Genomic DNA, 12,267 nt, shown 5'->3' on the forward strand with positions numbered 1-12,267 from the left:
GCCGCGCACGGGGGAGGGCCGCCGCACGGTGTGCGACGGCCCTCCGGGTGGGACGGCTGCGGGATCAGCCGGAGGCGCCCATGATGCTTCCCCAGTTGCTCGACCCGCCCGGCCGGCCGGGGCGGGGGGTGGTCGGGGACGGCATCGTGCTGGTGCCGCCGTCCGGGAAGCCGCCGGAGGTGGTTCCGCCGTCGGTTCCGGCGTTCTGACCGCCGGTGACCGTCGGGTCGCAGTTCAGGTTCCAGGGCCTCGGCTTGCAGGACGGCTTGCCGTGGCCGGACGGCGACGGGGACACCGACGGAGAGGGGCTGGGCGAGGGCGACACCGAGACGGAGGGCGACGGTACGGCCGAGGGCGTGGGCTGCGGGGCTCCGGCCGCGTCCGCGATGACGCCGGTGTCCTCGGCCTCGGGGAAGTCCTTGACCGGGGTGCCCTTGAGCGCCTCGCGCATGTACTCGGTCCAGATGGCCGCCGGAATGTCACCACCGTGGATGGAGTCGACCCCGCCCACGTGGTTCATGGACATGAGCTCCTTGTTCTTGGAGGTCGGGTCGTTGCGGAAGAGGGTGACCGAGGTGGACAGCTCGGGGGTGTAGCCGACGAACCAGGCCGACTTGTTCTGGTCGGTGGTGCCCGTCTTGCCGGCCGCGGGCCGTCCCAGCTTCTTCGCCTTGGTTCCGGTGCCGTTCTCGACGACGTTGCGCAGCACCTTGGTGATGTTGTCCGCGATGGAGTCGTCCATGGCGCGGGACTCCTTGGGCGGCTCGAAGCCGGGCACCGCCTTGCCGTCCTTGACGACCTTCTTCACGGAGAAGGGCTCGCGGTGGGTGCCGGAGGCGGCGAAGGTGGCGTAGGAGTCGGCCATGCGGATGGCGCTGGGAGTCGAGGTGCCAAGGGCGAAGGAGGCGTTGTTGTTCTTGTCCATCGACTCCTCGAGGATGCCGGTGGACTTGGCGACCTCGCGGACCTTGCCGTGGCCGACGTCGAAGACGAGCTGGGCGAACGGCACGTTGATGGACTTCTCCATCGCCTCGTTGAGGGTCACGTAGCCGTAGGGGTACTCGCTCTCGTTCTTCTGCCGGAACGGCGTCCCGTCGTTGGCGAGCAGCGGCTTGCCTTCCCGGTTGTTGATCACGGTGAGGTCGTTGGCGTTGTACTTGCTGTCGACCGAGATGCCCGAGCCCTTGGAGTTCTGCGTGCCGTACTGCATGGCGGCCGCGAGGACGTACGGCTTCCAGGTCGAGCCGACGGGGACGCCGGAGGTGTTGGCGTTGTTGGCGAAGTACTTGTGGTCCCAGCCGGGGCCGCCGTACAGGGCGACGATCGCGCCGGTCTTCACGTCCACGGAGGCGGCTCCGACCTGCACGAAGGTGTCGTACTGGGGCCGCTTCTTCTCGTCGAGGAAGTCGTTGCGCGTGTCCTCGACCGCCTTGACCAGGGCGTCCACCCTGGGCTTCTCGAACGTGGTGGTGATCGTGTAGCCGCCGAGCGCCATCTTCTCGGCGGTGATGCCGGTGGTCTTCATGACGTACTGCTTGGCCACCTCGACCAGGTAGCCGGTCTGGCCGGACATGCCGCGGGCCTGCTCGGAGTCCACCCGGGCGGGGAACTCCCGGTACTTGTCCCGCTCGGACTGCTCCATGCGCCCCACCGCGACCTCGCGGTCGAGCACCCACGCCCAGCGGAGCCGGGCGCGCTTCTCGTTGGCCTCCGGGGTGGCGGCCGGGCCGATGCCGCCGTCGGGGTTGTAGAGGTTGGGGCCCTTGAGCATGGCGGCGAGGAAGGCGCTCTCGGACGGGTTGAGGTCCTTGGCGTCCTTGCCGAAGTAGGCGCGGGCGGCGGCCTGGATGCCGTAGGCGTCGCGGCCGTAGTAGGCGGTGTTGAGGTAGCCGGCGAGGACGACGTCCTTCTCCTCGGTGACGCCCAGCTTGATCGCGATGAAGAGCTCGGTGATCTTGCGCTTGAGCGTCTGCTCGGAGTCGAGGTACGTGTTCTTGACGTACTGCTGGGTGATGGTCGAGCCGCCCTGGGTGGAACCGCCCGTGGCCATGTTCACCACGGCGCGTGCGATACCCATCGGGTCGACGCCCTTGTCCGTCTCGAACGACTCGTTCTCCGCCGCGATCACCGCATTCCGCATGGATAGGGGAATCTGGTCGATCGGGACGATCTGCCGGTTCGTGGTACCGCCGGTGGCGACCATCTGGGTGCCGTCCGCCCACTGGAAGACGTTGTTCTGCGCCTTCGCGGCCTTGTTCGCGTCCGGGGTGCCCACGCTGGCGATACCGATGCCGGCGCCCGCGAAGATCACTGCGAAGAAGCCCAGGAAGGTCCCGGAGACCAGCTTCCAGGACGGTACGAAACGCTTCCAGCCGACCTTGCCCGCGCGCGGGTAGTCGATGAACCGGCTGCGCCCCTTTCCGCCACTGCCCCCCTTCCCACCTGCGCGTCCGTGTCCGGCGGCGCCCCGCTGGGCGGCTCGGCGGGCATCGGAACGGCCTCCGTGCGCACCGTGCTCCGCGTACGGTCCGCCGGGCGGTGACGCGGGGGCGCCATGACCGGGGCCGGCGCCCCTGCCGGGGCGCTGTGGTGCGGCTCTGCGGGACGCGGCGCGGCCGCCGCCCTGGGGCTGCGGCGGTTTACGGCGGTGCTCGCTCATCGAACGACTACTCCTCGGGCAGGCGAGTGGCCTGGAAGCGGCAGGTGATTCCGGTTCCCCCCGGTGGTCCTCCCGCACAGCCTACGCACGGCCAAAACCCAACCAGTGCCGAAGTTCACCCCAAATCAGGCAACTTGCGTCGTACGAATCAGTGATGTGACGCCGGTCACCACGTCACCGCTTGTCGCTGGGAGCGACCCGTTCTATCGTCTGGATGTATCGAGCCGATACATCAGCTCGACATAAACTCCGGGGCAGAGAGGGGCAGGCGGATGAGCAGGCGCTCAGGCATCCTCGAGTTCGCCGTCCTCGGCCTGCTCCGTGAATCCCCCATGCACGGTTACGAGCTCCGCAAGCGGCTCAACACCTCGCTGGGAGTGTTCAGGGCGTTCAGCTACGGGACTCTCTACCCCTGCCTCAAGACTCTGGTCGCAAACGGCTGGTTGATCGAAGAACCGGGGAACGCCCCGGAAGACGCTCTCGCCGCTTCACTCGCAGGGCGCCGCGCCAAGATCGTCTACCGGTTGACGGCAGCAGGTAAGGAGCGCTTCGAAGAGCTCCTGTCCCACACCGGCCCAGACACCTGGGAGGACGAGTCCTTCGCCGCCCGCTTCGCCTTCTTCGGCCAGACCGAACGAGACGTGCGCATGCGGGTGCTGGAGGGCCGCCGCAGCCGGCTGGAGGAGCGCCTGGAGAAGATGCGCGCCTCGCTCGCCCGTACACGGGAGCGCCTGGACGACTACACGCTCGAACTGCAGCGGCACGGAATGGAATCCGTCGAGCGTGAAGTGCGCTGGCTCAACGAGCTCATCGAGAGCGAGCGGGCGGGACGGGATCGGCGACGATCCGGACCGCCCGACGAAACTGCAAAGTGAGGCCTGTATTTCGCAGGCCTCGTTCCGAGAACAAACAGGGAGCAACCGGAATGGGTTCGGTTCGCGTAGCCATCGTAGGCGTGGGCAACTGCGCCGCCTCGCTGGTGCAGGGCGTCGAGTACTACAAGGACGCCGACCCGGCGTCGAAGGTCCCCGGTCTGATGCACGTCCAGTTCGGCGACTACCACGTGCGTGACATCGAGTTCGTCGCCGCGTTCGACGTCGACGCGAAGAAGGTCGGCCTCGACCTCTCGGACGCCATCGGCGCCAGCGAGAACAACACCATCAAGATCTGCGACGTCCCGAACTCGGGCGTGACCGTCCAGCGCGGCCACACCCTGGACGGCCTGGGCAAGTACTACCGCCAGACCATCGAGGAGTCCGCCGAGGCTCCGGTCGACGTGGTCCAGATCCTCAAGGACCGCCAGGTCGACGTCCTGATCTGCTACCTCCCGGTCGGTTCCGAAGAGGCCGCGAAGTTCTACGCCCAGTGCGCCATCGACGCCAAGGTCGCCTTCGTCAACGCCCTCCCGGTCTTCATCGCCGGTACCAAGGAGTGGGCCGACAAGTTCACCGAGGCCGGTGTCCCGATCGTCGGCGACGACATCAAGTCCCAGGTCGGCGCCACCATCACGCACCGTGTGATGGCGAAGCTGTTCGAGGACCGCGGTGTCCGTCTCGAGCGCACCATGCAGCTCAACGTCGGCGGCAACATGGACTTCAAGAACATGCTCGAGCGTGACCGCCTCGAGTCGAAGAAGATCTCCAAGACGCAGGCCGTCACCTCGCAGATCCCCGACCGTGAGCTCGGCGAGAAGAACGTCCACATCGGCCCGTCCGACTACGTCGCGTGGCTCGACGACCGCAAGTGGGCCTACGTCCGCCTCGAGGGTCGTGCCTTCGGCGACGTCCCGCTGAACCTCGAGTACAAGCTCGAGGTGTGGGACTCCCCGAACTCCGCCGGTGTCATCATCGACGCCCTGCGCGCCGCGAAGATCGCCAAGGACCGCGGCATCGGCGGCCCGATCCTCTCGGCCTCCAGCTACTTCATGAAGTCCCCGCCGGTCCAGTACTTCGACGACGAGGCCTACGCGAACGTCGAGAAGTTCATCAAGGGCGAGGTCGAGCGCTAGTCGCCACAAGGGGTCGCCCCAAGGGTCCTCCGGACACCTGGTCTTCGACCGCTCTTCCACCGAGGGTCCCCGGACGAAGTGTCCGGGGACCCTCGGTGTGTGTGACCCTTGCCCTCATGCCCGTCGTAGGTGATCTGCGCATACTCCTGCGCCTGAGGGACTTCCGGAACCTGCTCGCCGTACGGCTGTTCTCCCAGGCCGCCGACGGCGTCTACCAGGTCGCGCTCGCCACCTACGTGGTCTTCTCCCCCGAGAAGCAGACCTCTCCCGCGGCCATCGCCTCGGCCATGGCGGTACTGCTGCTGCCCTATTCGGCGATCGGACCCTTCGCCGGGGTGCTGCTGGACCGGTGGCGCCGGCGTCAGGTCTTCCTCTACGGCAACCTGCTGCGGGCCCTGCTCGCCGGTGTGACCGCGCTGCTGGTAGTCGTCCAGGTCCCCGAGTGGCTCTTCTACGCCTCGGCCCTGTCCGTGACCGCGGTCAACCGCTTCGTACTGGCCGGGCTCGCCGCGTCCCTGCCCCATGTCGTCCGCGCCGACCAGCTGGTCACCGCCAACGCGCTCTCGCCCACCGCCGGAACGCTCGCGGCGGTCGCCGGCGGGGGCCTGGCCTTCCTCGTCCGGATCCTGGCCTCGGGGTCCAACGCCCTCGTCGTCCTGCTCGGCGCCGCCCTCTACCTGTGCGCGGGCCTGGTCGCGCTGCGCCTGGCCATCGGGCTCCTCGGGCCCGACCACCGGAGCGGGCCCGACCATCCCTCGCTCGCCGAAGGGATCGCCCTGACCGTGCGCGGCATGGCCGAGGGCCTCCGGCACCTGGCCGGCCGCCGGGAAGCCGCGCGGGCGCTGACCGCGATGACCCTGATGCGGTTCTGCTACGGCGCGCTGACGGTGATGCTGCTGATGCTCTGCCGCTATTCCTGGTCGGACAACGAGTCCGACGGGCTGGCCCTCCTCGGAATCGCCGTCGGGGTCTCCGGGGCCGGGTTCTTCGCGGCGGCCGTCGTCACGCCCTGGCTGGTGAACCGGCTCGGACCGCTGGGCTGGATCGTCGTCTGCTCGGCGGCCTCGGCCGTGCTGGTGCCCGCGCTCGGGCTCTTCTTCGCGCCCGAGCCCATGCTCGCCGCCGCCTTCGTCCTCGGACTCGCCACCCAGGGGGCCAAGATCTCCACGGACACCGTCCTGCAGTCCCGGGTGGACGACGATTTCCGGGGCCGGGTCTTCTCCGTCTATGACGTGCTCTTCAACGTCGCCTTCGTCGGGGCGGCCGCGGTGGCGTCCCTCATGCTGCCCGCCGACGGCCGGTCCGTCGCCCTGCTCATCAGCGTGGCCCTGATCTACGCGGCCACGGCCGGAATCCTGCGGCGGGGTGGTGTTTCACGTGAAACGCCACCCCACTGACAGCCATGGGAGAGCCCGCGTCCACGCGAAGCAGCGGTGTTTCACGTGAAACACCGCTGCGGTGGATCACACGTCAGGCCTGCGGAGCCTGATCCGCCCACCATTCCTTGAGGGCCGCGACCGCCTCCTCGCGGTCCATCGGCCCGTTCTCCAGCCTCAGCTCCAGCAGGTGGGCGTACGCCTTGCCGACCATCGGGCCCGGGCCGATCTCCAGGATCTGCTGGATCTCGTTCCCGTTGAGGTCGGGCCGGATCGCGTCCAGCTCCTCCTGCTCCTGGAGCTGAGCGATCCGCTCCTCCAGGCCGTCATAGGTCCGGGAGAGCGCATTGGCCTTGCGCTTGTTGCGCGTGGTGCAGTCCGACCGGGTCAGCTTGTGCAGCCGGTCCAGCAGCGGACCCGCGTCACGGACGTAGCGCCGGACGGCCGAGTCGGTCCACTCCCCGTCGCCGTAGCCGTGGAACCGCAGGTGCAGCTCCACCAGCCGGGACACGTCCCTGACCATGTCGTTGGAGTACTTCAGCGCCGTCATGCGCTTCTTGGTCATCTTCGCGCCCACCACCTCGTGGTGGTGGAAGGAAACGCGGCCGTCGCTCTCGAAGCGCCGGGTGCGGGGCTTGCCGATGTCATGCAGCAGGGCCGCCAGACGCAGCACCAGGTCCGGGCCGTCCTCCTCGAGGTCGATGGCCTGCTCCAGGACGATCAGGGAGTGGTCGTAGACGTCCTTGTGCCGGTGGTGCTCGTCGCGCTCCAGCCGCAGGGCCGGCAGCTCCGGCAGGATCCGGTCGGCGAGGCCGGTGTCCACCAGCAGTCCCAGGCCCTTGCGGGGGTGCGCGGACAGCAGCAGCTTGTTCAGCTCGCCCTGCACGCGCTCGGCCGAGACGATCTCGATCCGGTCGGACATCGCCTTCATGGCCGACACGACCTCGGGAGCGACCTCGAAGTCCAGCTGCGCGGCGAACCGGGCGGCGCGCAGCATGCGCAGCGGATCGTCGGAGAAGGAGTCCTCCGGCGTGCCGGGCGTCCGCAGCACACCGGCGGCCAGGTCCTCCAGGCCGCCGTGCGGGTCGACGAACTCCTGCTCCGGAAGAGCGAGGGCCATGGCGTTGACGGTGAAGTCCCGTCGGACCAGGTCTTCCTCGATCGAGTCGCCGTAGGAGACCTCGGGCTTGCGCGAGGTGCGGTCGTACGCCTCGGAGCGGTAGGTCGTCACCTCGATCTGGAACCCGTCGCGCTGGGCCCCGACGGTGCCGAAGGCGATGCCGACGTCCCAGAGCGAGTCCGCCCAGGGCCGCATGATCTTCAGGACGGCTTCGGGACGCGCGTCGGTGGTGAAGTCGAGGTCGTTGCCGAGACGCCCGAGCAGCGCGTCGCGGACGGACCCGCCGACCAGGGCGAGGCGGAAACCCGCCTCCTGGAACCGGCGGCCGAGCTCGTCGGCGACAGGAGCGACCCGCAGCAGTTCACTGACCGCGCGGCGCTGCACCTGACTCAGGGCACTGGGGTTGTCTTCATTGGCGTTCGGCACAACAGAAAAGGGTACGTGGCCCGCCCGGCGCGGGCTCCCCCGTTTCACCGGCACCCCGCCGAGGGCCGCCCCGAAGCGGAACCGATCATGTGGAGCAAGGCGCGGCACTCGCGCACAGCGCTCCTCGTTACCATGCGTGGACGCAGAACCGACGACCACTGACACTTCGAGGGACGGGCGAACGCGTGGCCGAGGCGGCAGACATCCAGGGGACGGCCTCCGTCCCTGCCCGGCGCCGCTGGCTGCGGCGGGCAGTCGTCCTGCTCAGCGGGACGCCGGTGCTGGCCGCCCTGGTCTACGCCCCCGCACCGCCCGCCCAGGCGGCCGAGGCCTCGGTCGACGTCCAGCTCACGGAGGTGTCGCCGAGCGCTCCGATCAAAAGCGACACGCTCACGATCACCGGCACCGTGGTCAACAACGGCTCGGAGACGATCAAGAACGCCCACGTGGGACTGCGGGTCGGGCCGAGGCTGGGGGACCGGTCGGCGATCGGCGAGGTGGCGGACCGCAAGGGCTTCCGGCCCGGTGTGGACCCCGGGGAGATCGACTCGGCCTTCGCCGTGAAGATCGACTCGCTGACCTCCAAGGTGGGCCGGCAGTTCACGATCAAGGTGCCGGTCAACAAGCTGGACTTGGGCGCGGACGGGGTGTACCAGCTCGGCGTGTCCCTGTCCGGGTCGACCGACGGCCGCCCCTACGAGCAGGTTCTGGGCATCCAGCGGACCTTCCTGCCCTGGCAGCCGGACCCGGCCGCCAAGCGGTCCTCCCTGACCTACGTGTGGCCGCTGATCTCCACCACGCACGTCACGGCGGAGACCGGCTCGGACGAGCTCCAGACCCCCGTCTTCCTCGACGATTCCCTCGCGGACGAGCTGCGGCCGGGCGGCCGGCTGGAGCGGATGGTCGCGCTCGGCAAGGACCTGCCGGTCACCTGGGTCATCGACCCCGATCTGCTCACCGCGGTCGACGCCATGACCAAGGGCTACCGCGTCCGCAGCCCCGACCCGAACGGCAAGCCCGTACAGGGCCGGAACAAGGCCGTCGCCGAGCAGTGGCTGAGCGCCCTCGAGACGGCCGTACAGGGCAAGAAGGTCGTCGCGCTGCCCTTCGCCGACCCCGACATCGCCTCCCTCGCCCACCGCGGCAAGGACGTCTCGGGCACGCTGGGCCAGCTGCGGCCGGCCACGGACAAGGCGAAGCAGGCCGTCGAGACGGTGCTGCACGTCACCCCGTCCACCGACTTCTCCTGGCCGGTGGACGGTGCCATCGACCCGTCGATCGTCAACGTCGCCACCTCGGCCGGCGCGCACCACGTCCTCGCCCGCAGTGACAGCCTCCAAGAGACCGGCGCCCTCGGCTACACCCCGTCGGCCGCCCGTCCCATCGGGGCGGGCACCACCGCCGTGGTGGCCGACGCGGAGCTCTCCACCGCCTTCGAGGGCGATATGGCCACCGCCGGGAACTCCACGCTCGCCGTCCAGCGGTTCCTGGCCCACAGCCTCGCCCTGAACCTGCCGAACAGCGACGAGCAGCGCAGCTACGTGGTCGCGCCCCAGCGCCGGCCGACCGCCAGCCAGGCGGATTCGATGGCCGTCGCCCTGCGCGGGCTCCAGGCGGCCCGCTGGACCCAGCCCTCCGACCTGGAGGCGGCGGCCGCGGCCAAGCCCGACCCGGGCGCCGCGACCCAGGTACCGGGCGCGGGCCAGTACCCGGAAGCCCTGAGCCAGCAGGAGCTTCCGGTGTCCGCCTTCGAGAAGATCCGCACCACGCAGACGACGCTCGACCACTTCAAGGTCATCCTCTCGGCGCCGGACCGCGTCGAGATCCCCTTCGGCAACACCATGAACCGGGAGATGTCCACCTCCTGGCGCGGCCGCCCCGAGGAGGCCGCCGCCTACCGCGAGCAGGTCCAGTCGTACCTGGTCGGGCTGACCGACAAGGTCAAGGTCATCCCCAAGTCCAACGCCACCCTGTCCGGCCACAGCGCGACCATCCCGGTCAGCGTCCAGAACAGCCTCGTCCAGGACGTCCAGAACCTCGTGCTGCGGGTGAAGTCCGCCAACCCCACCCGTCTGATGTTCGGCGACAGTGGCGAAACGGAAGAGGAAGTCACCGTTCAGGGCGGACACAGCCAGACGGTAAAGTTCACCGCCAACGCCACCGCGAGTGGTCCGGTCGAGGTCACAGCACGCCTTTTCACCAAGGACGGCGTGCCGTACGGCAAGGAACGCAAGTTCACGGTCGAGGCCACCGAGATCACTCCCACCGTCATGCTCGTCATCGCCGGCGGTGTGCTCCTCCTCGTTCTGGCGGGCATCAAGATGTACGCCAGCCGCAAGCGCGTCGCCGCGCGCGCGGCCGCGGAGGAGAGCACGCAGCCGAGTGACGAGTCCACGGACACCGGACCGCAAAGCGCTGAGGGGTCCGGCACGGGTGAGACAGTGGACCGTTGAGCGATGCCGTGGCCGGTCGGCCTGGGGACGATGAGGTGGGGTTGCGATGAACGCGCCGTACGACGGTGACCGCGCGCAGGGCACTGGTGGGCCCAGGCCCTCCCAGGGCACTGCCCCGGGCGCTCCGGTGCCCGGACAGGTTCCGGCGCCCGCGCCCGCGCCGGACCACGACCCGTACGTTCAGGACGCCTACGACTACGACCCCTACCGGTCGCAGGACCTGTCGGCCCAGGACCCCGTGGCCGAGGCCCTCTACGACCGGGCCTCGCACCCCCCGCCGCCGCCGGGCACCTACCAGGAGCCCGGTCCGCTCTACGCGGCCCCGCAGGCACCCTCGCACGGCCCCGACCCGCGCGTCTGGGCCCAGACCCCGCCGCCCGAGCCGGACGGCCCCTCCCGCCACCTGCCCTACGGCGACCACGCGACGACGACGCAGTTCGTCGGAGTGGACTCGCTCGTGACCAGCGCGTCGGAGGAGGACCCCGAGACCGACGCCTTCACGCACCTCTACCGGGACCAGCAGGCGGTCCCCGGCGCCACCGTCGAGGAGGCCCCGGTCGCGGCCCCCGCGCCGAGCAAGCCCGCGGGCAAGGCCGCCGGCCTCCTGAAGTCGAGCGCCCTGATGGCGGCCGGCACGATCGTCTCCCGCATCACCGGCTTCGCGCGCACCCTGGTGATCGCCGGCGCCATCGGCGTCGCGTCCCTCAACGACTCCTACCAGGTCGCCAACACCCTGCCGACGATGATCTACGTCCTCGTCGGCGGCGGCGCCCTCAACGCGGTCTTCATCCCTCAGCTCGTCCGGGCCATGAAGAACGACGCCGACGGTGGCGAGGCCTACGCCAACCGCCTGCTGACCCTCGTGGTGGTCCTGCTGGGCGCGGTCACCACCCTCTGCGTGTTCGCGGCCCCGCTCTTCATCGGCATGATGTCGCAGAAGATCGCCGACAACCCGCAGCGCATGGACATCGCGGTGGCCTTCGCGCAGTACTGCCTGCCCACCATGTTCTTCATGGGCGTGCACGTGGTCCTCGGTCAGATCCTCAACGCCCGGGGCCGGTTCGGCGCGATGATGTGGACCCCGGTCCTCAACAACATCGTGGTCATCGCCACCTTCGGCGCCTTCATCTGGGCCTTCGGCGGCTTCACCGCCACCGGGGTCTCCGAGGCGACGATCACCCCCGAGGGCGTCCGCCTGCTGGGCATCGGCACCCTGCTGGGCCTCGTCGTCCAGTCCTTGGCGATGCTGCCCTACCTGCGCGACGCCGGCTTCAAGATGCGGCTGCGCTTCGACTGGAAGGGACACGGCCTGGGCAAGGCCGCGGGTCTGGCCAAGTGGACGTTCTTCTTCGTCCTCGCCAACCAGCTCGGCCTGGTCGTCGTGACCCAGCTCGCCACCTGGGCCGGTGAGATCGCCGACAAGCAGGGCCACGGCGGTACCGGCATCACCGGCTACAACTACGCCCTGCTGCTCTGGCAGATGCCGCAGGCCATCATCACCGTCTCCGTCATGACGGCCGTGCTGCCCCGCATTTCGCGCTCGGCCCACGACGGCGACGCCGCAGCCGTCCGCGACGACATCTCCTACGGCCTGCGCACCTCGGCCGTCGCGATCGTGCCCTGCGCCTTCGCCTTCCTCGCACTCGGCGTGCCGATGGCGACGCTGCTCTACGCCAGCACGGGCGCCGACGACGCCACCAACATCGGTTTCATCCTCATGGCCTTCGGCCTCGGCCTGATCCCGTACTCCGTCCAGTACGTGGTCCTGCGCGGTTTCTACGCCTACGAGGACACCCGGACCCCCTTCTACAACACGGTCATCGTGGCCGCCGTCAACGCGGGCGTCTCCGCCCTGGCCTTCTTCGTCCTGCCGGCGCGCTGGGCCGTCGTCGGCATGGCCGCCGCCTACGGCCTGGGCTATGCCGTCGGTGTCGGCGTGGCCTGGCGCCGCCTGAAGGCCCGCCTCGGCGGAGACCTCGACGGCGCCCACGTGATGCGTACGTACACCCGTCTGATCGGCGCGTGCGTCCCGGCCGCCGCCGTGGCGGGCGCCGCCGCCTACGGGGTCACCCGGTGGCTGGGCAACGGAGCCCTCGGTTCCCTCGCCGCCCTGGTCGCGGGTGTCATCGCCCTCGGCGCCGTGTTCCTCCTCGCCGCCAAGCGGATGCGGATCGAAGAGCTCAACTCCATGGTCGGAATGGTCCGCGGACGTCTGGGGCGCTGAT

General features: G+C 69.5%; 7 protein-coding genes. 5 read left to right on the forward strand and 2 right to left on the reverse strand.

The window, feature by feature from the left end; all coding sequences use genetic code 11:
* Window positions 1-64: 64 nt before the first annotated feature.
* Entirely contained in the window at window positions 65-2,659 is a 2,595-nt protein-coding gene (locus tag ACZ4WZ_RS05435) for a transglycosylase domain-containing protein (protein ID WP_467885359.1), read from the reverse strand.
* Between the two features lie 272 nt (window positions 2,660-2,931).
* Between ACZ4WZ_RS05435 and ACZ4WZ_RS05440 the strand changes: the two genes are divergently transcribed.
* The 3 genes from ACZ4WZ_RS05440 (at window position 2,932) to ACZ4WZ_RS05450 (ending at window position 6,064) form a co-directional block, all read left to right on the forward strand.
* The gene (locus ACZ4WZ_RS05440) at window positions 2,932-3,534 is read left to right on the forward strand and encodes a PadR family transcriptional regulator (RefSeq protein WP_467885362.1); all 603 of its coding nucleotides are present in this window, start codon (window positions 2,932-2,934) and stop codon (window positions 3,532-3,534) included.
* A 50-nt stretch (window positions 3,535-3,584) separates the two neighbouring features.
* Entirely contained in the window at window positions 3,585-4,667 is a 1,083-nt protein-coding gene (locus ACZ4WZ_RS05445) for an inositol-3-phosphate synthase (protein WP_467885365.1), read from the forward strand.
* A 116-nt stretch (window positions 4,668-4,783) separates the two neighbouring features.
* Window positions 4,784-6,064, forward strand: coding sequence for an MFS transporter (locus ACZ4WZ_RS05450; RefSeq protein ID WP_467885368.1), 1,281 nt, complete (start codon window positions 4,784-4,786; stop codon window positions 6,062-6,064).
* Window positions 6,065-6,137: 73 nt separating this feature from the next.
* Here the strand turns inward: ACZ4WZ_RS05450 and ACZ4WZ_RS05455 are convergent, their stop codons facing one another.
* The gene (locus tag ACZ4WZ_RS05455; protein WP_467885370.1) at window positions 6,138-7,589 is read right to left on the reverse strand and encodes a CCA tRNA nucleotidyltransferase; all 1,452 of its coding nucleotides are present in this window, start codon (window positions 7,587-7,589) and stop codon (window positions 6,138-6,140) included.
* Window positions 7,590-7,774: 185 nt separating this feature from the next.
* On the opposite strand from ACZ4WZ_RS05455, the gene ACZ4WZ_RS05460 reads away from it, so the two are divergent.
* Both ACZ4WZ_RS05460 and murJ read left to right on the forward strand, forming a co-directional pair.
* Window positions 7,775-10,042, forward strand: a complete 2,268-nt coding sequence (locus ACZ4WZ_RS05460) for a DUF6049 family protein (protein ID WP_467885372.1) — start codon at window positions 7,775-7,777, stop codon at window positions 10,040-10,042.
* 46 nt (window positions 10,043-10,088) lie between these two features.
* On the forward strand, window positions 10,089-12,266 hold the full coding sequence (gene murJ / locus ACZ4WZ_RS05465; RefSeq protein WP_467885375.1) for a murein biosynthesis integral membrane protein MurJ: 2,178 nt from the start codon (window positions 10,089-10,091) through the stop codon (window positions 12,264-12,266).
* Window position 12,267 lies beyond the last annotated feature (1 nt).

The organism is Streptomyces sp. NPDC029122 (genome assembly GCF_055569445.1).